This is a genomic window from Brevundimonas sp. Root608 (genome assembly GCF_001427825.1).
Classification (GTDB): domain Bacteria; phylum Pseudomonadota; class Alphaproteobacteria; order Caulobacterales; family Caulobacteraceae; genus Brevundimonas.
Genome location: NZ_LMGT01000001.1, coordinates 753,794 through 777,988 on the forward strand (window position 1 = coordinate 753,794; position 24,195 = coordinate 777,988).

A 24,195-nucleotide genomic window follows, 5' to 3' on the forward strand; every position below is an offset into this window, starting at 1 on the left:
AACGGCTCAGGGTTCGCCGTCCTCTTTCGTGTCCGTGTCGTAGACGATGACCTGAATGGCCCCCTCGTGGGAGAACATCCGGCTGGTTGAGGCCTCCACGCCGGTGGTGAAGTTGGCGGTGCCGAAGCCGGTGTAGACCGTGGTGGTGCTGGTGCCCACGTTGATGGCCTCATAGCGGCGCCCCACCCGGGCAGGATCGCTCGTCACCAGAACGAAGGCCTCGCCGTCGCGGGGCCTGAACTGCACGGAATAGACCGGTCCCCGGTGGAAATAGTCCGAGGGCGCAAAGGTGCGCGTCACCCGGCCGCGCGCGTCCAGAACCGAAACCTCGGGCGACAGGATGCGCATCGCCTCCAGCAGGCCCCCCACGGCCAGGGTCTTGTCGCCGAGGTCGGCTGGCAGGGCATAGACGACATAGGGCGTCGCCATGCCCGCCCGCGTCAGGCAGGGAGTCTGCGGGCCGACGACGGTCGTCACCAGATAGCCGTTGGTCTCCTTCTCCGGCGTCAGGCTGACGGCTGCCGAAACGTCCGGCGACGCATGACAATCCTGTCGGACGTAGTCCAGCACCGGCGGCAGGGGCGGCGGCGTCGTGGCGCAGCTCGCCGTCAGCGCCGCTCCGGCGACAACGGCGAGGGCGGATTTTGGAACACCCATCGCGCTCGCCTAGCGCAGCAGCTGGATGGCGGTGTCGGCCACCTGGTTCAGGGCGTCCTCGATGCCGGCCGCCAGCCGGGCCGGGTCGGCCAGCAGGTCGCTGCGGTTGCGGAAAGCGTACTCCGGGTTGGGCGCGATGGTGATGATCCCCTGCATCGTGTTCAGCGGATTGTAGACGATCTGGTTCTCCATCAGGGTCGATCCGTCGGACACCTTGACCAGCCTCACCTTGGCCCCGACGGTCGGTCGGAACGGCTGGCCCGCGCCGGACGACATATAGCCGTAATGCACGACCGCGATGTCCAGCCAGGCGTCCGTGCCCGCCGGCGCGGTCGGATAGGTTCCCAGCCAGTCCCGCTTCTTGCGCGCCTCTCCGGGCAGAGGCGCCACCCGATAGCCCTCGGCGCTGAGCGCCGACATCAGCCGGGTTTCCAGCTCGCCTTCAGCGTCGAACTGGATGCCGGCGAGGGCGTCGTTGACGGCGTCCTGCCGTTCCAGCTGGATCCCCGTGTCGATCAGGGCCCCGATCAGGCCGAAATTCGATCCGACCGAGGCGACCTCATAGGCGATGGCCTTTTCGGGCAGGGAGTCCTCCACCAGGGCCACCCCTGTCACCCCCGCCGAGGCGCGGTCATACGGCGTCGCCACATAGGGCGAGGCGCACGCGCCAAGAGACAACGCGGCCACGAGGCCGGCAAGCTTACGATACATGGAAACCCCCCGATTACAGGGAGATATGGCCCCACCCCGTCCACACTTGTCAATCGACCGTGTGCGACATTTTCCCGGAAAGCGCGTGTGGTCAGGCCGCCGCGAACACGCTGCGGAACAGGACGGCGCCGTCAGCGGAGCCGAGCTCTTCCTCGAAGGCACGATCCGGGTGGGGCATCATGCCCATCACATTGCCGCGCGCGTTCTGGACGGCGGCGATGTCGTTCACCGAGCCGTTGGGATTGTCGACATAGCGGAATACGACCTGGCCCTCGCCCTCGAGCCGGGCCAGGTCCTCGGGGCCGGCGAAATAGTTTCCGTCGCCATTGCCCTGGGTCATGATTACCTCGCGCTGGCCCTGATAGCCGGCGGTGAAGCGGGTCTGGCCGTTGGCCACGGTCAGGCTGATCGGCTTGCAGACGTATTTCAGGCCGGCGTTGCGCAGCAGGGCGCCCGGCAGCATTCCGGCCTCGCACAGGATCTGGAAACCGTTGCAGATGCCCAGGACGGCCACGCCGTCGTCGGCGGCCTTCTTGACCGCCTGCATGACCGGCGACTGCGCCGCCATGGCCCCGCAGCGCAGATAGTCGCCGTAGGAAAACCCGCCCGGCAGGACAATCAGGTCCAGTCCCGACGGCAGTTCCGTCTCCTGGTGCCAGACCATCTGGACCTGTTCGCCCGTGGAGCGTTCGACGGCGACCTTGCAGTCGCGGTCACAGTTGGACCCCGGGAAGACGATGACGGCTGCGCTCATGGCGCGGGCCTTTAGCAGCGTTTGCCGCCCGTGTCAGGGTCTGGCGCGGTCCGGCGTCTCGCGCCGCACGCCGGCGAGGAATTCGCTCATCGCCGCCACGCGAGGCCCGGCCATCCGGCGGGCCGCCGCGGTCTTCAGGCGCGGCGGGATGTCGGTCGAGAACCGCTCGATTCGTCCCAGCGCCTGATCGTAGTCGGGCCGGTCGCCCGTCGCCGCCAGCAACCGCGCCGCGCCAAGCAGACCCAGAAAATCGAGCGCGTCGGCGTCGTGGAGGACCACCGCCTCAGGCCCTTGCGGCTCCTTGTCGTACATATGGCCGAGGATGGCGGCGCGGACGGCGGGGAATTTCTCCATCGGGAAGCCGGCCTCCGTCAGGAAGGGCTCGGCCAGCTGGACCGAGCGGGCGGCGTGATCCACTCCGGCCGCGGCGAACGGCTCGATCCCGCCCCAGTCGTGCAGGAAGGCCGCGGCGAACAGGACGTCGGCGTCCACCGTCAGACCCTCCGCCTCGGCGAGCGCCATGCCCAGCACGTAGTTCCGCTCGGAATGACGCCAGCCCCAGCTCGGGTGCTGGAAATGGTCCGTCGCCTGGGCGTAGACGGCGCGCCGCCAAGGGCTGTCCAGCGAGATGCCGGCCGAGGTCGCGATCGGGGCCGCCTCGACGGCCGGAGCGTCCTGAGCCGCGGATATGCCCGCGGGGCTCAGCAGCAGCGCGCCCGCCGCGATGGCCAGAAACAGAGTGTTCATGCCGCCCCTCCCGATCAGCCCTTGTTCTCGTACACGCCCGTGATCGAGGCCTTGGCCAGGGTGTGGAAATGCACATTGAAACCGAACACGGCGCCCGAGTTTTCGGGCGTCACGTCCAAGCGCTCCGCGTCCACGGCGAAGACGGTGAAGATATAGCGGTGCGGGCCATGTCCCGGAGGCGGCGCGGCGCCGCCGAAGCCGGGCTCGCCGAAGTCGGTGCGGCCCTCGACCGCGCCCGCCGGCACGGCGGCGCCTTCGGCCAGTTCAGTCACATCGGCGGGGATGTTGGCGACGGTCCAGTGCCAGAAGCCGGAGCCGGTCGGCGCGTCGGGGTCGTAGCAGGTGACGGCGAAGCTCTTCGCGCCCTCGGGCGCGCCGGACCATTTCAGATGCGGCGACCGGTTGCCCTTCGCATGGACCTGGGCGTCGGGCAGGGCGCCGCCGTCGGTGAAGCCGTTCGAGGTCAGGGTGAAGGTCATTCCGCAGCTCCGTGATGCCGACGACCGTAACGCGGAAGCCGCACGTTCGTCTCTAGCTTCGGAACAATGCGACCATCTGCGCCATCCCGCCCGATCGCCGGATCAGCACGCCGACGAGGACGGCCGCCAGAAGCCAAAGCCCGACCACGATTACCGCGGCGGTCGGGGAGGCGGGCCGGGCCTGCGCCGAGGCGCTCTCGCGCAACTCTGCCATCAGGGCTGGCGGAATCAGCCTGATCGCGACCCAGATCCCTAGCGGGACCAGCAGCAGGTCGTCCAGATAGCCGAGCACCGGGATGAAATCGGGGATCAGGTCAATGGGCGACAGCGCATAGGCGGCGACGCAGCCGGCGACGATCTTGGCCAGCACCGGAGTCCGGCGGTCCCGCGCTCCGAGCCACAGCGCGATGATGTCCCGCTTCAAGGCTTTCGCCCACCGTCTCAGGGCGTTGATCATCCGGATGTCAGTGCGCCGCGTCCTTCGCCGCCGGGGTGAAGGCCGAATCGTCCGTCAGCCCGCCGGCCAGGGCCGCGGCGAAGATCAGCACGCAGACGAGCACGAAGGCCGCGACCGAGAACTGGATCAGCCGCTTCACGCGACCTCGATGCGGTAGCCTTCGATCACGGTGTTGGCCAGCAGCTGCTCGCACATCTTCTTCGCCTCTGCGGCCGGGTCGGCGACGCCGTCCAGATCGAATTCGATCAGCTTGCCGACGCGGGCGTGGGCGACGCCGGCCCAGCCCAGACCGTGCAGGGCTTGCTCGACGGCCTTGCCCTGGACGTCCAGGACGCCGGGCTTGAGAAACACGTGAACCTTGACCTTGGCCATTCTAGTGCAATCCACCCTGAATCACGGTCGGCATGTCCTTCATGATGCCGAGGCGGCGGGCCACCTCGGTGTAGCTTTCGATGACATTGCCCAGATCGCGGCGGAAGCGGTCCTTGTCCAGCTTCTCGCCCGTGTTGGTGTCCCACAGGCGGCACGAATCGGGGCTGATCTCGTCGGCCAGGATGACCCGGCTGAAGTCGTTCTCCCACACCCGGCCGAACTCGATCTTGAAGTCCACCAGGGTGATGCCGACGGCGCCGAACATGCCCGACAGATAGTCGTTCACCCGCACGGTCATGGCGAGGATGTCGTCCAGCTCCTGGGTCGTGGCCCAGTTGAAGGCGGTGATGTGCTCCTCGGTCACCATCGGGTCGTTGAGTTCATCCTTCTTGAGGTAGAATTCGATGATCGAGCGCGGCAGGGGCGTGCCCTCGTCGATGCCGAGCCGCTGGCTCATCGAGCCGGCGACGACGTTGCGGCAGACGACCTCAAGCGGGATGATCTCGACTTCGCGGATCAGCTGCTCGCGCAGATTCAGCCGCTTGATGAAGTGGTTGGTCACGCCGATGCCGTTCAGGCGCGACATGATGAATTCGCTGATGCGGTTGTTGATCACGCCCTTGCCCTCGAGCTGGGCCTTCTTCTCGCCGTTGAAGGCGGTGGCGTCGTCCTTGAAATACTGGATCAGGGTGCCCGGCTCGGGACCCTCGTAGAGGATCTTGGCCTTGCCCTCGTAAATCTTCTTGCGCTTGACGTTCATCATGACGGGTCCGGGCGGGGCCCGCCGGAAACGCAAATCGCGCGGCCAGACGGGGTCTGGGCGGCTTGATCCGGAATCGCGGGCGGGCGGGAAAAAGTCGCGGAACCCTTAGCGGATGCGGCGCCGCGATACAAACCAGCGGCGTTTTGGCGCGCCCCGTGGCCGTGTCGCCGCAACCCCGTCAGTTCCGGTTGCGTTCGTGCATGGGGTGGATATAGACCACCTCGACGCGGCCCTGCTTTCGGCCGCCAGACGGAGCCTCGCGACGCGCATGACCACCTTCGACGATCGGGAAAAGGGCTTCGAGTCCAAATTCGCCCTCGATCAGGAACAGGAATTCAAGGCGGTCGCCCGGCGCAACAAGCTCCTGGGCCTGTGGGCGGCCGGGAAAATGGGCCTCAACGCCGCGGGCGCCGAAGAATATGGCCGCGCTATCGTCAAGGCTGACTTCGAGCAGCCGGGCGAGGAAGACGTCTTCCGCAAGATCGCCCAGGATCTGGAAGGAGCCGGCCTGACGGTGTCGGAAGGCGAGATCCGCCGCAAGATGGACGAGCTGTCGTCCGTGGCCCGCGACCAGATCCGCAACGGCGAATAGGGTCCTCCCAACCAGATCGAAAAAGGGCCGCTCCAGCGATGGAGCGGCCCTTCTCGTTTCAACAGCAGCGCCGTGATTACGGCATCAGAACCGTATCGACGACGTGCACGACGCCGTTGGATTGCATCACATCCGCCTGGCTGATGGTCGACTTGCCGCCCTTGGCGTCGGTGATGACCCAGGTGTTGTTGGGGCCGGCCGAGACCTTCAGTTCCTCGCCCTGGACCGTGGTCAGGGTCGCCGTGCCGCTATTGGCCTGGGCCTGCGAGGCGATGTCGGCGGCGGTCAGCCGGCCGGGGACCACGTGGTAGGTCAGGATCTTCGTCAGGTCGGCCTTGCCCGCCGGGGCCAGCAGGGCTCCGCGGGTGGCCGCGGGAATCTTCTCGAAGGCGGCGTTGTCGGGCGCGAAGACCGTGAACGGACCCGCGCCGGACAGGGTCTCGCCGAGGCCGGCGGCGGTGACGGCGCTGACCAGGGTGGTCAGGTTCGAGGCCTTGGCGGCGTTGGCGACGATGGTCTCGTTCGGGCTCATGGCGGCGCCGCCGACCATCGGGTCGGTCGAGGCCGGAGCCGTGGCCGAGGCGTCGGTCGCCGCGGCCTCGGCGGGAGCCGCGTCCTCGGCGCTGTTGCAGGCGGCCAGCGTCAGCAGGGCGGCGGCGGATACGGTGGCGAGCGTGGCCAGGCGGGTCGGTTTCATCGGGCGTCTCCTGATACGCGCCGCCCTCGGCGGCGTCGGTGCAGGTACTGGCCGGGGCGGGAAAAGATGCGCCGTGATCACGATATCCGGCGCGACATGTGACCGCAGGGCGTCAGGGCGCGACGAACGGTTTCAGGACGCTCCACGCCTCGGCCTTGGAGGCGGGCGATCGGGTGTGCGCGGGGCTGGAGGACGGCAGGTCGATGAGGCGAAGGTGCGGTCCGGCGCGCAGGGTGCGTCGGCCGATTCTGGCGGCCGTCGCGCCGTTGAAGGCCACGGCGCGGAGCCGCGGCAGCCGCTCGATCAGCAGGTTCAGATCCGCCGCCTCCGCGTCACGGATGGCCCCGTCCAGGCTGCCCGGCCGGACGGCGCGGGCGATGACGTCCCACAGGCCGACGCCTGCGGCCTGCAAGGCGACAAGCCGGTCGGGATAGGGCAGGGCCGCCAGATCGACCTCGACGACCCCGCCGACCAGCCGCCAGAAGGCGTTCTGCGGATGGGCGTAATACTGCGCCGCCCTCAGCGAGGCGTCGCCGGGCAGGCTGCCGAGGATCAGGAGGCGAGTGTCCGCATCGACGACCGGGTCGAAGGCGCGCTTGAGGCTCACGCCGCGCCGAACACCCGCGCGAACACCGTGTCCACGTGTTTGGTGTGATAGCCGAGGTCGAACAGGGCCTCGAGCTGTTCGGCGGGAAGGGTCACCCGCGCGTCCGCCTTGAGAAAGTCGAGGAACCGGCCCTCGCCGCGCCAGACCTTCATGGCGTTCTCCTGCACCGCGGCATAGGCGTCCTCGCGGCTGACGCCGGCCTGGGTCAGGGCCAGCATGACGCGCTGGGAATGCACCAGCCCGCCCAGCAGGTTCAGGTTCTTCTCCATATTGGCCGGATAGACCTGCAGCCGCTCGACCACCCCCGCCAGACGATGCAGGGCGAAGTCCAGGTGGATGGTGGCGTCCGGCCCGATGCCGCGCTCGACCGAGGAATGGCTGATGTCCCGCTCGTGCCAGAGGGCGACGTTCTCCATCGCCGGGACCACGGCAGAGCGGACCAGGCGGGCGAGGCCGGTCAGGTTCTCCGTCAGGATCGGGTTGCGCTTGTGCGGCATGGCCGACGAACCCTTCTGGCCCGGATCGAACGGCTCTTCCGCCTCCAGCACCTCGGTGCGCTGCAGGTGGCGGATCTCGATCGCCAGCCGCTCCACGGAGCTGGCGACGACGCCCAGGGCCGCGAAGAAGGCGGCGTGGCGGTCGCGCGGGATGACCTGGGTCGAGACCGGCTCGACGGCCAGGCCCATCCTGTCAGCGACGTATTGCTCGACCGCGGGATCGACGTTGGCGAAGGTGCCGACCGCGCCGGAGATGGCGCAGGTGGCGATTTCTGCCCGGGCGGTCAGCAGGCGTCGCTTCGCCCGCTGGAATTCGGCGTGATAGCCGGCCAGCTTGAGGCCGAAGGTCACAGGCTCGGCGTGGATGCCGTGGCTGCGGCCGACGCAGGGCGTGAATTTGTGTTCCTGCGCCCGCTTTTCCAGCGCCGCGAGAACGCGGTCGACGCCGTCAACCAGCAGGTCCGAGGCCCGCGCCAGCTGCACCGCGAAACAGGTGTCCAGCACGTCCGAGGAGGTCATGCCCTGGTGCAGGAAGCGCGCCTCCTCGCCCACCAGCTCCGACACATGGGTTAGGAAGGCGATGACGTCGTGTTTGGTGGTGCGTTCGATCTCGTCGATGCGGTCGGCGTCGAAGATCACATCCCTGCCCTTGGCCCAGATCGCCTCGGCGGCCTCGGTCGGGATCACGCCCAGCTCGGCCATCCGGGTGGCGGCGTGCGCCTCGATCTCGAACCAGATCCGGTATTTGGTCTCCTGCGACCAGATGGCGACGGCGGCGGGGCGGGAATAGCGGCTGATCATGGGCCGGTCGTGTCGGTCCCGCGACCGGTTGAGTCAAGCGCCGCTTGTGGGTGGGGGCCCCGAACTCGGCCATCCGGCGCTGGCGGCGGGCCCGCCCGGGCTCTATTGGCTGAAAGCCGGATATCGGGAGAGGCTTCATGGAACTGATCATCGGACCGCGTCTGTACTCGACCTGGTCGCTGCGTCCCTGGCTGGTGCTGAAGCGCTGCAAGGCGGATTTCACCGTGCGGGAAATGGATATCTATTCCGACGCCGGCCGCGCGGAGCTGGAGGCCGTTTCGCCGTCCCGCCTCGTGCCCGTGCTGAAGGTCGAGGGCGAGACGATCTGGGATTCCATGGCCATCTCGGTCTGGTGCGCCGAACGTTATCCCGAGGCCCGTCTGTGGCCCGCCGATGACCACCCCCGCTGGCTGGCCCGGTCGGCGGCCTGCGAGATGCATGGCGGCTTCATGGGCCTGCGGACCGACTGCGGCATGGGGCCGGATCACACCATGGTCGGCCCGGACCGCTCGCCGCCGCCGACCGGCGAGGCCGTCGCCAGGGACATCCGCCGCATCGTCGCCCTGTGGCGCGAGATGCGGACACGTTTCGGCGCCGGCGGGCCTTACCTGTTCGGTGAATGGTCCGTGCCCGACGCCTTCTTCACTCCGGTGGCGGCGCGGTTCCGGCATTTCCAGATCGATCTGGCCGCCCATGGCGACGACGGGACCGCAGCCGCCTACCGGGACGCGCTGCTGGCCCAGCCCGATTTCCTGGAGTGGACGGCGGAGGCGTTGGCCGGGCGTTAACCGATCCGCGGAACCCGCCCTTAAGACAACGGCGGTATTCCGGATGGTTCAGAGCGCGGAAGCGTTCGGAGGCCCTCATGCCCATGCCCGTCCAGCAGTCCGGAACGCGCCGTCCCAGCCTGATGGTCTATGGGCTGATGATCGTCATCGCCTGTTGCCTGCCGGCCCTGCTGCTGGTCAGCGTCATCTAGGTCGCGGGTCTCCGCATTCCTGCGGCGCGGGGTCCGCAAGCCGAGCGGCAGGGCGGTCGAAAACACAGTCTCACCCGTCTCACCCGTCTCATGCGTCTCGGAGCGCGGCGGCTGCACCGCGTCCGTGAGGGTGGGGGAATCCCGCTGAATTCGGTTGTCAAAGACCGGAAGGCGCCGGTCAGTGAAGCATGGGCCTGCGTCAGATTCGGACGCAGGGACCGACCGAGGGCTTCCGACAGGTCGCTGACCGGGGTCGGCTAGTTGGTCCCGGCCATTAGCGGGGCGGACGCCAGATCAATCGCCTGCACCGGAGCGGGCGGCGGCGCGACGTAATCCAGAGCGATGGGCACCCGCGACGCGCCTGACGCCACCGCGTCCAGCGTATGCAGCGGCCGGCCGTTCATGCGCTGGTAGATCCAGTAGGCCGCCACGACCTTTTCGACATATTCGCGCGCCTGGGGCACGTCGATCATCTCGATCAGCAGCAGCGGATCCGCGTCGGGACCCAGTTTGCGCACCGCCATCACCATCGGGCCGGGGCCGGCGTTGTACGAGGCCGCCGCCCGCAGCAGATCGCCGTTGATCGCCGGCAGGGCCAGAACCCGGTTCACATAGGCCTGACCGAGGCGGGCGTTGACGTTGGGCTGGAACAGCCGTTCCGGCTCGCTGACGAAGCCCCGGTCGCCGGTCAGTTCGGCGGCGGTCGTCGGCATGACCTGCATCAGGCCATAGGCCCCGGCGCCGGACCGGGCGCGGGCGTTGAAGTCGGTTTCCTTGCGGGCGATGGCGTAGACCAGCGACCGTTCGACGGTGAAGCCGCCGTCAGGCTCGATCACCGGCTGGGGATAGCGGTCGGCGTCGATGCGGCGGACGTCGTCGCCCGACCCGGTCACCCGGGGGCCGAGGGCCCGGCCCAGGGCGGCCCACAGCTGGCGGCCCCGGTCGGTGGCGGCGGCGCGAATGCCGGTCTTCAATTCCTCGCGCGCGTCGCCGCGGCGTCCAACTTCGAAGAAGGCGACGGTGCGCAGGGCGCGGGGCTCGGACCGGACGAACTCCTCCAGCTCGCGGGCGTCGACGCCGATCGGTTCCTCGACCTGATACGACGCGCGTTCCACCCGGGCGGCGCCGTAGGGCGTCGGGCCCAGGTTCTCGATCGTCGGCTCCTCGCCCAGCTGACGCAGGGCGATCTGGCCATAGAAGGTCGCGGGCCAGGCGCCCGCGCGGCGCAGCAGCGGCTGGACGCGATCCTGCTGGCCGGACCGCGCCGCCGAACGCGCGGCCCAGAAGGCGGCCCCCGAGCGGACCCATCCGTCCTCGGTCGGATCGTCCAGCACGCGCTCGAACGCGACCTTGGCCTGGCCGAATTCGCCCAGCCGGTATTGAGCTAGGCCGACCGTCCACCAGTCGCCCAACTGGTCGCCGAGGGCGACCGCGCCGGTCAGGTCGTCGCGGTTCAGGGCGACGCGGGCCGCCTTCATCGGATCGCCCTCGGTGTTGCCGCCGGCGGCGGCGATGCTGTTCCAGTTCCTGCCGCCGCCCATGCGGGAGGGCTGGCGGGGCTCCGGGGCGCCGTCCGGACGGCGGCGCATGGCGAGGGTGTAGGCGCGGTCCGCGGACGGCAGGTCGGCATACTCCGCCAGCCAGGCCGACAGTTCCTCATAGGTGGCCGTGTAGTCGGCGTGGAACAGACGTTCGAACTCCACCTGACCCAGCAGGACGCGGTCGTTGGCCTGACGCGCGGAATCCCGCGCGGCGTCCAGATCCCCACGTCGAAGGGCGTCGAAGGCGGTGGTGTAGCTGAGGCGGTCCGCGGCGCTCAGGGCCGTGGGCGCGCGTCGGACTTCCTCGGCCTGGCCGGCGGTCGCCAGGGCGCACAACGCCAGGGCCAACGTCGGCGCGATGATCGCGCGGCGGAAATCAAACGGCACTGAGGCGGCCCCCTTGAAGCGTTCAGCAAGCCCGTCTCGACCCGGGCTGTTTCGCGCTGTTCATTCGGTCGTCAGGCGTAAAGGGCGCCACCGCCCCCGGCCCATGTCAAGATTTCTCCCCATTTTGGGGCAGTTTTGAGTCTGAAGAATGAACGCGTCCGGTTATTCAACCGTATCCAGCCGCGCGGCGAGGGACAGCATGTCCGCCCAGGCCTGACGTTTCGCCATCGGCTGCCGCAGCAGGAAGGCGGGATGCAGGGTGGGCAGCACCGGCGCCGAAACCGCGCCCTCGGGCAGCCGCCATTCCCGCCACTGGCCCCGCAGCCGCATGATGCCCTCGTCGGTGGCCAGCACCGATTTGGCCGCCGCCGCGCCCAGCAGCAGCACCGCCCTCGGCTTCAGCAGCGCGAAGGCTCGCTCGACGAACGGCGCGCACACGGCCTGTTCGGCCGGCGTCGGCGTACGGTTGCCCGGCGGACGCCAGAAGACGGTGTTGGTGATGAACACCCGGCCCTCCAGCCCGGCCTCGGCCAGCATCCGGTCCAGCAGCTTGCCGGCCTTGCCGATGAAGGGCTGGCCGCGCTGATCCTCTTCCGCGCCGGGTCCCTCGCCGATGACCAGAACCGGCGCCTCGGGATTGCCCCGGCTGAACACCGACTGCGTGGCCCCCATGCCCCTGAGGGGACAGCCCTCGAAGGCCGCGATGGCCTGACCCAGTTCCTCCAGCGTCGAGGCGGCGCTGGCCAGTCGGCGCGCTTCGGACAGGGCGTCGCCCGCGTCGGGCGCGGCCATGACCGAGGCCGTGGCCCTGGCCACCGCCTTGACGGCCGGCGGCGGGACGACATGGGTGCGGTCGACCGGCGCGTCCTCGAAACAGGCGTCGACCCCCGCGTCGCGCCAGAAGGCGAGCAGGCTTTCGGTCGCGGCGGCGTCGAGGGGCTGGGTCATCATGACGGTCCACACAGGGATAGTCCTTGACCACCCTTGCGTCACCTTCCGATAAGCGGAAAACACCAAGACCACACCGACGACGAGGAAATCAGGGCATGGCCGAGGACGCGATCGAGGGCGGCGCGACAGACGCCTGGCAGGAAGCCGTGATCGACAAGCTGCCGCCTGCCGAGGCCCTGGCCGGGGTCGAGCGCGAGGTGATGGAGTACGACGTCGTCATCGTCGGCGGCGGCCCCGCCGGCCTGGCGGCCGCCATCCGCCTTAAGCAGCGGGCGGAAAAGGACGGCAAGGACATCACCGTCGCCGTGCTGGAAAAGAGCGCCGAGATCGGCGGCCATATCCTGTCGGGCGCCGTCATCGATCCGCGCGCCCTGACCGAGCTCTTCCCCGACTGGAAGGAACGCGGCGCGCCGCTGGAGACGCCGGTGACCGAGGACCGGTTCATGGTGCTGGGGCCTATGGGCCAGGTCTCCCTGCCCATGCCCCTGCTGCCGCCGATGATGCACAACGACGGCTGCTACATCGCCTCCCTCGGCAATGTCGCACGCTGGCTGGGTGAACAGGCCGAGGCGCTGGGGGTCGAGGTCTATCCCGGCATGGCCGCCAGCCATGTGGTCTGGGACGAGCCGTCGGGAACGGTGAAGGGCGTGGTCGCCGGCGTCTTCGGCATCGACCGCCACGGCAAGCCGACCGACGACTTCCAGCCCGGCATCGAACTGCACGGCAAATACGTCTTCATCGCCGAGGGCGTGCGCGGCTCGCTGGCCAAGACCATCATGGCCCGCCACAACCTGTGCGACGACGCCCAGCCGCAGAAATACGGCATCGGCCTGAAGGAGCTGTGGCAGGTCCCGGCCGACAGGCACCGCCCCGGCCTGGCCCAGCACACCACCGGCTGGCCGCTGGACGAATTCACCGGCGGCGGCAGCTTCCTGTACCATTTCGGCGACCGCTACGTGGCCATCGGCTATGTCGTGCACCTGAACTACAAGAACCCCTTCCTGTCGCCGTTCGACGAGTTCCAGCGCTTCAAGCACCACCCGGCGATCAGCGAGCATCTGGAGGGCGGAACGCGCATCTCCTACGGCGCCCGCGCCATCACCGAGGGCGGCTTCCAGTCGGTGCCGAAGCTCAGCTTCCCCGGCGGCGTCCTGATCGGCTGCTCGGCCGGATTCGTGAACGTGCCGCGCATCAAGGGCAGCCACAACGCCATGAAGACCGGCATGCTGGCCGCCGACGCCGCCTATGACGCGGTCATGGCGGGACGCTCGGGCGACCGGCTGGTCGAATACCAGGCCGCCTACGAGAAGAGCTGGGTCTACAAGGAGCTGAAACAGGTCCGGAACGCCAAACCCTATCTGTCGAAATTCGGTACGACGCTGGGCGGGGCGGCGGGCCTGATCGACATGTGGTTCTCGTCGCTCTTCGGCGTGAACCTTCCGTGGACGCTGAAGCACGGCAAGACCGACGCCGGCTCGACCGAAAAGGCCGCCAAGCACAAGCCCATCGCCTATCCGAAGCCGGACGGAAAGCTGTCGTTCGACAAGCTGTCCTCGGTCTTCGTCTCCAACACCAACCACGCCGAGGAACAGCCCGCCCACCTGAAGCTGCTGGACGCTTCCGTGCCGATCCGGGTCAACCTGCCGCTCTACGGCGAGCCGGCGCGGCTCTACTGTCCGGCGGGGGTGTATGAGGTGCTGTACGACGAGGCCGGGAACAATCCGCGCTTCCAGATCAACGCCCAGAACTGCGTCCACTGCAAAACCTGCGACATCAAGGACCCGTCCCAGAACATCGTCTGGACCACGCCCGAGGGCGGCGGCGGGCCGAACTATCCGAATATGTGACGCCGAGGAGGCGAGGGGGCCTTGTCGCCGCCGCATAATGCGGTGAGGGTTCCGGCATGCGCATTTCTCGCCTCGCCCTTCTGCTGACCGGTTGCGCCCTGACGGCGCTGGCTTCACCGGCCTGGGCGCAGGATCCGCCGGCGGTCGGACTCCGTGCTCCGGTGGAGGCTGCCCCCGTTCCGGAGGCCCCGGCGATTATCGTCGAAGCCGCACCGGAAGCCGCGCCGGCGGCGGAATCCCCGGCGCCGCCCATCCCCGCGATCTGGGCCCCGGTGCCGATCGACGCCGCAGGCCAGTCGGCCTACGGCCTCTATCTGGCCGGCCGCCTGGCCAGCATTCGCGGCGACCGCGCGGCGGGCTCGGAATTGCTGAGGGAAGCCCATGCCCTCGCCCCGGAGCAACCCGTGCTGGGCGAAGAGGCATTCAGGTCGGGCCTGTTCTCGGGCGATCTGGGCTCTGTGGCCCGTCTGACGCCGACCGTCGCCGATACGCCGCAACTGGCCGAGGTCGGCCGGCTGATCGAGGTCGTCGAGACCCTGCGGGTCGGAAACGCCCGCCAGAGCCTCGCCCTGCTGACCGCCGGCCCGTTCGAGATTTTCGCCCCGGCCGCCCGCTATCTGACCCCGACCATCGCGGCGGCCGCGGACGACTGGGAGACGGCGTTGAAGGTCGTGGATGCGCCGCCCGCCGATCCCGCCGGCCTCATCCTGCACCAGCAGCGGGCCAGCCTGCTGGAAAGCCGCGGCCGCGTCGCCGACGCCGACGCCGAATACAGGATTCTGATGGCGGCGCCCGCGGGCGCGATGCTTTATGCGCTCGACTATGCTGAATTTCTTGAGCGGCAGGGACGGCGCGACGAGGCGCTGGCCGTCTACGATGCGGCCCTGACCGGCGGAAATCCGGAGTCCAGGGCCGCCAGCGGGCGGGCGCGCGTGCTGGCTCGAGGCCGCCCTCCAGCGGCGCCCGGCACGCCGCGCCGCGCCTCGGACGCCCTCGTCTTCGCCGCCCTGCAGACCACCGCGGGCGAGAACCATGAGGTTTCAGCGATCTATCTGCGTCTCGCAGACAGCCTGCACCCCGACGATCTGACCGTGCTGCAACTGGCCCAGAGCCTCAGCAACAACCAGCCCCTCCTGGCCCAGGCGGCGTTCTCGCGCGTCGGCCGGGCCGATCCCATCACCTACGCGCGGGCCCAGGTCGGCCTGGCGATGTCGCTGAGCGCACAGGGCGACGACGAGGCGGCGCTGGAGGCCTTCCGGCGCGCGGACGCGGCAGCGCCGAACCAGGCGGCGTTCGCCTTCACGCTCGCCACCCATCTCGACGGTATGAACCGGCAGGGTGAAGCGCTCGAGATATTGAACCGGCCCACGCTCAACGTCTCCGGACAACCGCCGCAGTTCCGCTTCCTGCGAGGCGCGGTGCTGGAGAAACTGGGTCGGATCGACGAGGCCGAGGCCGAACTCTGGGCCGCGCTGCAGGCCCAGCCCAACGACCCGACCATTCTGAACTATCTCGGCTATCTGTGGGTCGATAGCGGCCGGCGCGTGTCCGAGGGCGCCGAGATGCTGGCCCGGGCCCATGCCGCCCGGCCCGAGGACGGCAATATCCAGGACTCCCTGGGCTGGGCCCAGTTCCGCCAGGGCCAGTACGATATTGCGGTCCAGACCCTGGAAGAGGCCGTCGGCAAACAGCCCGGCAACGCCGAGATCGTCGATCATCTCGGCGACGCCTACTGGCAGGTGGGCCGTCGCCGCGAGGCCGAATGGCAATGGAACCGGGTGCTGACGCTGGAGCCCGACGCGGAACGCCGCACCGGGGTGGAGCAGAAGCTGCTCCGGGGACTGCCCGAGCCGACGCCCCTGTCCAGCGGCGGCCAGCCCTGAGGCATGGCGCCGGTTCGTCTTCTGGCCCCCGCCAAGGTCAATCTGTTCCTGCACGTCGGGCCCGTGGCCGCCGACGGCTATCACCCGCTCTCCAGTCTGGTCGCCTTCGCCGACGTCGGCGACGGGGTGACGGTCGAACGGGCGGAGCGGCTGTCGCTGACCGTCATCGGCCCGTTCGGCGCGGGGCTGGGCGACGGGGGCGATAACCTGATCCTCAAGGCTTTGCGGGCTCTGGGCCAGGCGACGGGTGCCGGCGACCCGCCCGTGGCCGTGACCCTGGACAAGCGGCTGCCGATCGCCGCCGGACTGGGGGGCGGCTCGTCCGACGCGGGCGCCGCCCTCAAGGGCGCGCGGGACGCGCTGGGCCTCACGCTCGACGATGCCGCCCTGGCCGAGGTCGCCGCCGGGATCGGTGCCGACGGTCCCATGTGCCTGCACGCCCGCGCCGCCTGGGCCGAGGGGCGGGGGGACCGGCTGACCTTCGAGCCGCGCCTGCCGCCGCTGCCGGCCGTTCTGATCAACCCCGGCGAGCCGTCGCCGACGGGGGCTGTCTACCGCGCCTTTGACGGGCGCGGGGCGGGATCGCCCGACCGCCCGGCGGCTCCCGCAGACTGGCGCCCGACCACCGTCGCCGACTGGCTGACGGCGCAACGAAACGATCTCGAGGCGTCGGCCGTCGCACTGCAACCCGCCATCGGCGAGGCCCTGACGGAAGCGGCGCGACTGCCCGGCGTACGTCTGGTCCGGATGTCAGGCTCCGGGGCCACGGTCTTCGCCCTGTTCGACACGGCCGAGGCCGCCGCCGCGGCCGCCCGGAGCCCGATCCTGGCCCGTCCCGGCTGGTGGGTGCGGTCGACCACGCTGCGCTAGATCGGGCGCCGGCAGGTCGACAGGCGGGCCGTGGACGACCCCCGGAATGGAACTGAGGCCCCGCCCAGGTCTTTCACGCTGCAGGTTCCGTTACGGACGGCCGCGCCCTCCCTCCCTTTGCGACCGTCCGCACCAGAAGGGATGAATTCATGCTCCGCCTCCGATTGCTGACCGCCGCCGCCGCGACCGCCCTGCTCGCCGCGCCCGCCGCCTTCGCCCAGACGGCTCCCGTACCGCCCGCCCCCACGCCGGTTCCGGCGACCCCGGCCACCCCGGCGACGCCCGCGGTCGCCGCCACGCCGGCCACGCCAGCTCCCCGGCCGGCCGAACCGGCCGACGAGGCCGCGCCTCCGGCCCAGGCCGCGCCAGCCCGGCCTGCCACACCCGCCACGCCCGCCGCGCCCGCCCAGGCCGCGACTCCGGCGGCCGCCGGCAATGTCATCGATGTCCTGACCGCCCAGGGCGATTTCACCACCCTCCTGGCCGCCCTGAATCAGGCTCAGCTCACTGAAATCCTCAAGTCGCGCCCGGCCGTCACCATCTTCGCCCCAACGGACGCCGCCTTCGCGGCCGTGCCCGAGGCGGAACGTACGCGGCTGATGGACCCCGCCAACGCCGCGGAGCTGCGGACCCTGCTGCTCTATCATGTGATCGTCGCCGACGTTTCCTCGTCGCAGATCACCGGCGCCAGGGGCGGCGTCGAAACCGCCAGCCGCACCCAGGTCCTGCTGGACGGCACCGGCGAGGCGCTGCGCATCGACGGCGCGACCATCACCCGGGCCGACATCGATGCCTCCAACGGCGCGATCTTCGCCATCGACAAGGTCCTGAACCCGGCCCGGTCCATGGCGACGCCGGCCGCCCCCGCTCCGGCCGCGACGCCGGCGCCGCCCGCGGCCACCCCCGCCGCAACGCCCGCCCCCGCGGCGGCGACGGCGCCGGGGGTTACAGCCACGACGCGTCCGGCGGCTCCCGGCACGGTGGCTCCGAACGGCCAGCCGGCCGCGACCACCACGACCATCGCCGCCCCGCCGGTGCCCAATCCGACCGACGGACAGGTGGACGCCCAGCCGGACCCCTCGCGTCCGACTCCGCCGGTCGATACGCCCGATCCGGCGGATGACGACGACGACACCCCCGCGCCCACGCCGTCGCCCGGCGGCTGATCCGGCCTTGAACCCCGAACGGCGGCGGACCCGCGTCCGCCGCCGTCTTGCCGTGCGCCGCCGGCCTTAACCGCCGGACAACCGGTGTTTGCTACCCTGCGGCCATGGAAACGCTCTCCCGGTCCCAGATCGCCGCCTTCGAGGCCGTGCTCAACCGGATCCCGGCGGAAGACCGCGCCCGGATTCATGCGCTGAAGGCCGCCGCCGCCGCCGCAGCCGAGGCGTCCGCCCCGCACTGGGATTTCGACCAGCCCGGCCATCGCGCCGAAGCGGCCTTGGCCGAGGCCTTCGGCTCCACCCTGACCGACGATCACCGCCGCGCCCTGATCGCCGTCTGGGCGCTGGAACTGCCGGCGCGGGTGCCCGCCGCCGACCTGCCGCCCGCCGTGCTGGAGCTGTATCCGGAATGGATCCAGCGTTTGGCCGACTTCCTCACCGCCGCCGCCGATCCCTATGACCGCGACTACTGGGCCAAGGACGTGCGCATCTCGCTGGTCCTCAGCGTGCCCGGGGCCCGCACCCAGATGATCGACCTGTCGTCGCCGATGGGGCCCGGACAGGTGCTGCGCCACGCCCGCGAGGGCTGGGGCTGGTCGGTGATCCCGGCCTATGCCGCCGCAAAGGCCTGGAAGCCGTGGCTGGAGGTGCACACCGAGGCCCGCGAACTGTCCGATTTCAACGAGGCCGGCTGGGACCGCGCCTGGGCGACGGCGGCCGAAATCTGCAAGCGCCGGCCCGAGATGGCCGGCATGCTGGGCTCCAGCTGGTTCTACGATCCGCCGCTGGAGCGGATCAGCCCGCGCCTCGCCTATCTGCGCGTCAACCCGCTGAAGCACGGCGCCTTCCTGCTGCATCAGGGCCCGGGCGACATCCACACCCAGCGCGCCGCGACATCGTCGCCGACCCGCGCCGCCCTGATCGAGAAGGGCGAATACACCGCCCGATCGTGGATCGTGGCCTGGCCGAGAGCCGCGCTGATCAAGTGGGCGGATGCGCGCAAGGCGCAGGGGTTGGCGGAAGCGGCCTGATTTTATCTCCGATCATCCCGGCGACAGCCGGGACCCGGTGCTTTGGGTGATGCGGCGGAACCGGTGATCCGCGCCCGCCAATCCTGAAACGCCAGCGTCAAACTGGACAGGACTGGGTCCCGGCTTTCGCCGGGATGCACGGATTATGAGCGCACCACGCCCCAGGCCGCCCCGACCGGCAGCACCTCCAGCCCCGCCGCCTTCGCCGCGCGCAGCACCCGGTCCAGATCGTCCGGGGTGCAGCCATAGTCCGTCGGCCGGTCCGACACGTCATGGCCATAGGCGTTCAGCCAGCCTTTCGACGCCCCCGTCTCGGCCATCAGCGCCTCGAGGTCGTAGTGCGGCAGGCGACGGCTCTCCAGCCCGATCGACTTGATCAGCGCCCGGTCCTCGCGGCCGGCGTTGACCCCGTCGCGCACCCCGCGCGCCATGGCGAACCGTTCGCGCACCACCCGCTTGGCCCCGAGCGTCGCGTCCCCGAAGGGCCAGGCGAAGGTCGTCATCCGGTGGCCGTCCAGCCGCTCGGCCACCCAGGCCGCATTGGCGTCCAGACTCAGTCCCAGCGCCTCGGCATCCATGCGCAGCACGCTGGTGTGACCGAACGTATGGCAGCCGACCTCATGCCCCGCCGCGTGCAGCGCCTGCAGGTGCGCCGCCGTGAACTGGTCGCGGTCCATGTTGCGCCCGCCGGCCAGACCGCCGCAGACATAGTAGGTCGCCTTGACGCCGTGCTGGGCCAGCACCGGTCCGGCCTCGGTCCAGGCGCTGGCGGGTATGTCGTCGAAGCTCAGCGAGAAGACCCCGCGCGGCGAGGCGATCGTCACCGGGTCGATGTCGAGATAGCGCGCGGCGCGGCGGCGCATCTGGTCGATCAGCTTCATGGCCCGGTTGATACCAAATCCCGCTTAACACTCCCCTTCCCCTCGAGGGGGAAGGGGCGGGGGATGGGGTGGGCGTACGTCTTCCGCTGTGGCGCACGAAGACTCCGACCGGGTCTCCCGGACCTATCGGCGTCGTCGTGCCTTCACCCCTCCCAACCGTCCCCCTCGAGGGGAGGGCTTTTCCGTGCGGGTCTGGCCGTCTAGGGTCCGCCGCCTTCTTCCCCGGACGAAAAAGCCCGCCTGTGACCACCGAACCGCTCGCCTTCCAGGACCTGATCCTGACGCTCCACAAATACTGGGGCGATCAGGGCTGCGCCATCCTGCAGCCCTATGACATCGAGGTCGGCGCCGGGACCCTGCACCCCGCGACGGTGCTGCGCGCCCTCGGACCGCGCCCGTGGAAGGCCGCCTATGTCCAGCCCAGCCGTCGCCCCGGTGACGGCCGTTACGGCGAAAATCCCAATAGATTACAGCACTATTACCAGTATCAGGTGATCCTGAAACCGAACCCCGAGAACCTGCAGCAGCTGTATCTCGGCTCGCTGGCGGCGATCGGCATCGATCCGAAGCTGCACGACATCCGCTTCGTCGAGGACGACTGGGAGAACCCCACCGTGGGCGCCTGGGGTCTGGGCTGGGAGGTCTGGTGCGACGGCATGGAGGTGACGCAGTTCACCTATTTCCAGGGCGTCGGCGGGATCGAGGTCGACGTGGTCTCGGGCGAGCTGACCTACGGGCTGGAGCGTCTGGCCATGTACGTCCAGGGCGTCGACAACGTCTATGATCTGAAGTTCACCAGGGAGGGCCTGACCTACGGCGAGGTCTTCCTCGAGAACGAGCGCCAGCAGTCGGAAGCCAATTTCCACGGCTATGACGTCGACGGCCTGAAGCGCCGGTTCGAGGACATGGTGGTCGAGGTGTCGCGCTTCCTCGAGATGAAGGGGCCGCAGGACCAGGCGCTGGTGCTGCCGGCCTATGACCAGGTGCTGAAGGCCAGCCATCTGTTCAACCTGATGGACGCCCGCGGGGCCATCGCCGTCGCCGAACGCCAGAGCTACATCGGGCGTATCCGGGACCTGTGTAAGGCCTGCGCTGTCGAATGGGTCGAGCAGGAAAGGGGGCGCGCGTAATGGCCCAGCTCCTTCTCGAACTGTTCTCGGAAGAGATCCCCGCCCGCATGCAGCAGGGCGCCGCGCGCGACCTCGAACGCATGGCGGCCGAGCGGCTGAAGGCGGCCGGGCTGACGTATGAGGCGCTGACGACCTTCGCCGGGCCGCGGCGGCTGACGCTGGTTGTCGAGGGCCTGCCGGCCGCGACGCCGGACCGGGAAGAGGAGCTGAAGGGCCCCCGCACCTCGGCGCCGGAACAGGCGCTGGACGGCTTCCTGCGCAAGACGGGCCTGACGAAGGACCAGCTGAGCGAACGCGACGGCGTCTGGTTCGCGGTGCTGAGCCAGAAGGGGCGGGCGACCACGGTGCTGATCCCGGAGATGGTCGACGGCATCGTCCGCGGCTTCCCATGGCCCAAGTCGATGCGCTGGGGCTCGGGGACGCTGCGATGGATCCGGCCGCTGAAGCGGATCACGGCCCTGTTCGACGGCCATGTGGTCCCGTTCGAGATTGACGGCATCCAAAGCGGCGACCTGACCGAGGGGCATCGCTTCCTCGGCTGTGGCCGGCCGTTCGCGGTCAGGGATTTCGCCGACTACCGGGCGAAGCTGGAGAGCGATTTCGTCCTGCTGGACGTCGTCGACCGCAAGCTTCGCATCCTCGAGGGCGCCCAGGCGGCCTGCGCGGCCCGGGGGCTGGCGCTGGTCGACGACGACGGCCTGCTGGACGAGGTGGCGGGGCTGGCCGAGTGGCCGACGCCGATCCTGGGCGACATGGACCCGCAATTCCTGACCCTGCCGCCGGAGGTGATCCGGCTGTCGATGAAGGTCCACCAGAAATATTTCGCCGTCCGCGACCCCGCGACCCACGGCCTGGCCCCGCATTTCGTCGTGGTCGCCAATGTGGAGGCGACCGACGGCGGCAAGGCCCTGTCCGCCGGCAACAGCCGCGTCCTGTCGGCCCGCCTGGACGACGCCCGCTTCTTCTGGGACGAGGACCTGAAGACCGGCTTCGACGCCTGGTTGAAGAAGCTGGAAGGCGTGACGTTCCACGCCAGGCTGGGCAAGCTGTCTGATCGTGTCGACCGCATCGCCGCCCTGGCCCGCGGGATCGCGCCGCTGATCGGCGCCGACCCGGATCAGGCCGACCAAGCCGCGCGTCTGGCCAAGGCCGATCTGTCCTCCGGCATGGTTGGGGAGTTCCCCGAGCTTCAGGGCGTCATGGGCGGCTACTACGCCCGCGCCTTCGATCATCCCGACGTCGTCGCTGACGCGGTGCGCGACCACTACAAGCCGCAGGGGCCCGCAGACTCGGTGCCGACGGCGCCGCTGACGGTGGCCGTGGCGCTTGCGGAGAAGCTGGACACGCTGGTTGGGTTCTTCGCAATCGACGAGAAGCCTACGGGTTCGAAGGATCCGTACGCTCTCCGCCGGGCAGCGCTGGGCGTTATCAGGTTGATCTTGGAGAACGGCATCCGGGTCGAATTGACGGACCTTTACCGGAACAGCTTGCCTTGGATCGTTTTCTGGGGAGCCGAGGCATCGCTGTCCAAAGGAGACGAGAAGTCTTCGACCTCAATTCCCACGAAGTTCGTGAATGACTCTGTCCTGAAAAACGTCCTTCACGACCTTCAAAAGCACGGTCGATTGACGCCTTCGATTGAAGCCGAGCTTGTTGAGGACTTTCGGAAGCAGAACGAGGCAGTCAAGAGCCACGTTCTAGGCCTTTGGAAGCATCTGGATGACGGCTTTGCCCTTCGAATTGGCAAACAGCGCACGACGCCGGATGAAATCCTCTCGGGCTGGCTGACCTTCTTCGCCGACCGCCTGAAGGTCCTTCTCCGCGATCAGGGCAAGCGCCACGATCTCGTCGACGCCGTCTTCGCGCTGGGCGACGACGATCTCGTCCGCATCGTGCGGCGGGTCGAGGCGCTGGACGCCTTCCTCGCCACCGAGGACGGGGCCAATCTGCTGGCCGGGTACAAGCGGGCGTCCAACATCCTCAAGGCCGAGGAGAAGAAGGGCCCGCTGCCCGAAGGCATGGTCAACACCGGCCTGCCGAACCAGCCCGAGGCCGAAACGACCCTGGCCTTCGCCGTGGCGGCGGCATCGACCGCCGTCGACGCGGCGCTGGAGACCGAGGACTTCGCCGCCGCCATGACGGCCCTGTCGCGCCTGCGGGCTCCGGTGGACGCCTTCTTCGACACGGTGATGGTCAATTCCGACGTAGCCGCGGAACGCGACAACCGCCTCAAATTGCTGGGACAGGTCCGCGCGGTGATGGGCCGGGTGGCGGACTTCGGACAGATCGCGGGGTAACTCTCCGATTCCTTCTCCCTTTGCGGGGGAAGGTGGCTCGCGGAGCGAGACGGATGGGGGCTCTCCAGTTGGCTTCAGGCTGCGCGGGTCGGAAGGTTTGGCGGACTACCGGGGCGCCGCAGCCCCCATCCGTCAGGCTTCGCCTGCCACCTTCCCCCGTAAAGGGGGAAGGGAATATCGGGGCTGGTCCATGAAGGCCGCGTCCAGCCCGTAGCCCGCGAACCGGGCCAGCCGCTCCCGCAGTCGCCCGTGCCCGGCCGGCGCGTCGCCGATCCGGTCGCCCTCCGGCAGGAAGGCGTTCTCGGCGCGGAAGGTCCAGCCGGCGACCTTCAGGCCCGCGGCGTGGGCCTCGGCGATCAGGCGGGTCGGGGCGCCGGGCGTCGGCTCGATCAGGGCCGTGTCGGCGCCGATCCAGTCGGCGTATGCCGCGACGTCGGCGAGGCCCTCGGGCGTCGTCATGGCGGCGTAGTCCAGCTCCGTCCGGTCGAACGGCCCGCCCGAGGCGGCGACCAGCTGCAGCAGCGGCGCGGCGATGCGGGTCCGGAGGCGCTGCAGGGCGCCGACCTCGAAACACTGGGTGATGACGGGGGCGTCCGCGCCAGTCAGGCCGCGCCGTTCCAGCGCGGCCACGAACGCCTCCTCCATCGGCAGGCCGAGGGCGGCGAAATACGACGGATGCTTCAGCTCGGGCGCGACGCCCACGCCGGCCACGGCGGCGATGTCGAGCACCTCGTCGGAGGTCAGGATCGGCTCCCGCCCGTCGGAGGCGGTGTTGGCGGGACGCAGTTCGGGCAGGCGCTCGCGGGCGCGAAGGGTCTTCAGCTCGGCGAGGGTGAAGTCTTCGGCGAACCAGCCGGTCACGGCTCGCCCGTCGACCGTCTTCGTAGCCCGGCGGGCCGCGAACGCTGGCCGGGCGGCGACATCCGTCGTGCCGCCGATCTCGTTCTCGTGGCGCACGATCAGCACGCCGTCCCGGCTCATCACCAGATCGGGCTCGATGAAATCCGCGCCCTGTTCGATGGCCCGCTCATAGGCCGCGCGGGTGTGCTCCGGCCGTTCGCCCGAGGCCCCGCGATGGGCGATGATCAGGGGCCGGGCCAG

The 24,195-nt window shown here is 69.5% G+C and carries 25 protein-coding genes; 9 read left to right on the forward strand and 16 right to left on the reverse strand.

Annotated elements, in window-relative coordinates; translation table 11 throughout:
- Positions 1-6 precede the first annotated feature (6 nt).
- The 9 genes from ASD59_RS03505 to purC form a co-directional block, all read right to left on the reverse strand.
- Positions 7-657 (reverse strand): hypothetical protein, encoded by a 651-nt coding sequence (locus ASD59_RS03505; protein ID WP_055828370.1) that lies wholly within the window; start codon positions 655-657, stop codon positions 7-9.
- A 9-nt stretch (positions 658-666) separates the two neighbouring features.
- Complete coding sequence (locus tag ASD59_RS03510; protein WP_156376910.1) at positions 667-1,368, reverse strand: hypothetical protein; 702 nt, start codon at positions 1,366-1,368, stop codon at positions 667-669.
- Between the two features lie 91 nt (positions 1,369-1,459).
- Positions 1,460-2,122: a phosphoribosylformylglycinamidine synthase subunit PurQ gene (gene purQ / locus ASD59_RS03515; protein WP_055828377.1), complete on the reverse strand. Its 663-nt coding sequence runs from the start codon at positions 2,120-2,122 to the stop codon at positions 1,460-1,462.
- Between the two features lie 33 nt (positions 2,123-2,155).
- Positions 2,156-2,869, reverse strand: coding sequence for an HD domain-containing protein (locus ASD59_RS03520; RefSeq protein WP_055828380.1), 714 nt, complete (start codon positions 2,867-2,869; stop codon positions 2,156-2,158).
- Positions 2,870-2,883: 14 nt separating this feature from the next.
- A complete protein-coding gene (locus ASD59_RS03525; RefSeq protein ID WP_055828382.1) occupies positions 2,884-3,348 on the reverse strand; it encodes a YbhB/YbcL family Raf kinase inhibitor-like protein in 465 nt (154 codons plus the stop codon).
- Positions 3,349-3,400: 52 nt separating this feature from the next.
- The gene (locus ASD59_RS03530; RefSeq protein ID WP_055828385.1) at positions 3,401-3,805 is read right to left on the reverse strand and encodes a YkvA family protein; all 405 of its coding nucleotides are present in this window, start codon (positions 3,803-3,805) and stop codon (positions 3,401-3,403) included.
- 7 nt (positions 3,806-3,812) lie between these two features.
- Positions 3,813-3,944: a hypothetical protein gene (locus ASD59_RS14670; protein WP_255356198.1), complete on the reverse strand. Its 132-nt coding sequence runs from the start codon at positions 3,942-3,944 to the stop codon at positions 3,813-3,815.
- Positions 3,941-4,177 carry a phosphoribosylformylglycinamidine synthase subunit PurS gene (gene purS, locus ASD59_RS03535; protein ID WP_055828387.1) on the reverse strand — a complete coding sequence of 79 codons (237 nt, stop codon included), beginning with the start codon at positions 4,175-4,177 and terminating at the stop codon, positions 3,941-3,943. Before purS ends, ASD59_RS14670 begins: the two co-directional genes overlap by 4 nt.
- 1 nt (position 4,178) lies before the next feature.
- A complete protein-coding gene (gene purC / locus ASD59_RS03540; protein WP_055829677.1) occupies positions 4,179-4,937 on the reverse strand; it encodes a phosphoribosylaminoimidazolesuccinocarboxamide synthase in 759 nt (252 codons plus the stop codon).
- 271 nt (positions 4,938-5,208) lie between these two features.
- On the opposite strand from purC, the gene ASD59_RS03545 reads away from it, so the two are divergent.
- Positions 5,209-5,532, forward strand: coding sequence for a DUF1476 domain-containing protein (locus ASD59_RS03545; protein WP_055828390.1), 324 nt, complete (start codon positions 5,209-5,211; stop codon positions 5,530-5,532).
- Between the two features lie 76 nt (positions 5,533-5,608).
- Here the strand turns inward: ASD59_RS03545 and ASD59_RS03550 are convergent, their stop codons facing one another.
- From ASD59_RS03550 to purB, 3 genes are all read right to left on the reverse strand, one after another.
- Positions 5,609-6,229: a fasciclin domain-containing protein gene (locus ASD59_RS03550; protein WP_055828392.1), complete on the reverse strand. Its 621-nt coding sequence runs from the start codon at positions 6,227-6,229 to the stop codon at positions 5,609-5,611.
- 112 nt (positions 6,230-6,341) lie between these two features.
- On the reverse strand, positions 6,342-6,836 hold the full coding sequence (locus tag ASD59_RS03555) for a DNA-deoxyinosine glycosylase (RefSeq protein WP_055828395.1): 495 nt from the start codon (positions 6,834-6,836) through the stop codon (positions 6,342-6,344).
- On the reverse strand, positions 6,833-8,134 hold the full coding sequence (gene purB, locus ASD59_RS03560; protein WP_055828398.1) for an adenylosuccinate lyase: 1,302 nt from the start codon (positions 8,132-8,134) through the stop codon (positions 6,833-6,835). The genes ASD59_RS03555 and purB overlap by 4 nt, the downstream gene beginning before the upstream one ends.
- 137 nt (positions 8,135-8,271) lie before the next feature.
- Between purB and ASD59_RS03565 the strand changes: the two genes are divergently transcribed.
- Positions 8,272-8,922: a glutathione S-transferase gene (locus tag ASD59_RS03565; RefSeq protein WP_055828402.1), complete on the forward strand. Its 651-nt coding sequence runs from the start codon at positions 8,272-8,274 to the stop codon at positions 8,920-8,922.
- A 448-nt stretch (positions 8,923-9,370) separates the two neighbouring features.
- On the opposite strand, the gene ASD59_RS03570 is transcribed toward ASD59_RS03565, so the two are convergent.
- Both ASD59_RS03570 and ASD59_RS03575 read right to left on the reverse strand, forming a co-directional pair.
- Entirely contained in the window at positions 9,371-11,041 is a 1,671-nt protein-coding gene (locus tag ASD59_RS03570; RefSeq protein WP_055828405.1) for a lytic transglycosylase domain-containing protein, read from the reverse strand.
- Between the two features lie 162 nt (positions 11,042-11,203).
- Positions 11,204-11,989 carry a uracil-DNA glycosylase gene (locus tag ASD59_RS03575; protein WP_055829678.1) on the reverse strand — a complete coding sequence of 262 codons (786 nt, stop codon included), beginning with the start codon at positions 11,987-11,989 and terminating at the stop codon, positions 11,204-11,206.
- Positions 11,990-12,087: 98 nt separating this feature from the next.
- On the opposite strand from ASD59_RS03575, the gene ASD59_RS03580 reads away from it, so the two are divergent.
- The 5 genes from ASD59_RS03580 to ASD59_RS03600 all read left to right on the forward strand — a co-directional run bounded on the left by ASD59_RS03580 (position 12,088) and on the right by ASD59_RS03600 (position 18,786).
- Positions 12,088-13,839 (forward strand): electron transfer flavoprotein-ubiquinone oxidoreductase, encoded by a 1,752-nt coding sequence (locus ASD59_RS03580; RefSeq protein ID WP_055828406.1) that lies wholly within the window; start codon positions 12,088-12,090, stop codon positions 13,837-13,839.
- Positions 13,840-13,895: 56 nt separating this feature from the next.
- Entirely contained in the window at positions 13,896-15,722 is a 1,827-nt protein-coding gene (locus tag ASD59_RS03585; RefSeq protein ID WP_055828409.1) for a tetratricopeptide repeat protein, read from the forward strand.
- Between the two features lie 3 nt (positions 15,723-15,725).
- A complete protein-coding gene (locus tag ASD59_RS03590) occupies positions 15,726-16,592 on the forward strand; it encodes a 4-(cytidine 5'-diphospho)-2-C-methyl-D-erythritol kinase (protein ID WP_055828412.1) in 867 nt (288 codons plus the stop codon).
- A gap of 149 nt (positions 16,593-16,741) precedes the next feature.
- Complete coding sequence (locus ASD59_RS14675) at positions 16,742-17,758, forward strand: fasciclin domain-containing protein (RefSeq protein ID WP_156376912.1); 1,017 nt, start codon at positions 16,742-16,744, stop codon at positions 17,756-17,758.
- A gap of 104 nt (positions 17,759-17,862) precedes the next feature.
- Positions 17,863-18,786, forward strand: a complete 924-nt coding sequence (locus tag ASD59_RS03600; protein WP_055828416.1) for a hypothetical protein — start codon at positions 17,863-17,865, stop codon at positions 18,784-18,786.
- Positions 18,787-18,929: 143 nt separating this feature from the next.
- On the opposite strand, the gene ASD59_RS03605 is transcribed toward ASD59_RS03600, so the two are convergent.
- Positions 18,930-19,667, reverse strand: a complete 738-nt coding sequence (locus tag ASD59_RS03605) for a polysaccharide deacetylase family protein (protein ID WP_055828418.1) — start codon at positions 19,665-19,667, stop codon at positions 18,930-18,932.
- A 242-nt stretch (positions 19,668-19,909) separates the two neighbouring features.
- On the opposite strand from ASD59_RS03605, the gene ASD59_RS03610 reads away from it, so the two are divergent.
- Together ASD59_RS03610 and glyS are read left to right on the forward strand one after the other, a co-directional pair.
- Positions 19,910-20,797, forward strand: coding sequence for a glycine--tRNA ligase subunit alpha (locus ASD59_RS03610; protein WP_055828420.1), 888 nt, complete (start codon positions 19,910-19,912; stop codon positions 20,795-20,797).
- A complete protein-coding gene (gene glyS, locus ASD59_RS03615; RefSeq protein ID WP_055828422.1) occupies positions 20,797-23,094 on the forward strand; it encodes a glycine--tRNA ligase subunit beta in 2,298 nt (765 codons plus the stop codon). The genes ASD59_RS03610 and glyS overlap by 1 nt, the downstream gene beginning before the upstream one ends.
- A gap of 132 nt (positions 23,095-23,226) precedes the next feature.
- Here the strand turns inward: glyS and ASD59_RS03620 are convergent, their stop codons facing one another.
- Positions 23,227-24,195 (reverse strand): glycerophosphodiester phosphodiesterase family protein, encoded by a 969-nt coding sequence (locus tag ASD59_RS03620; RefSeq protein WP_055828425.1) that lies wholly within the window; start codon positions 24,193-24,195, stop codon positions 23,227-23,229.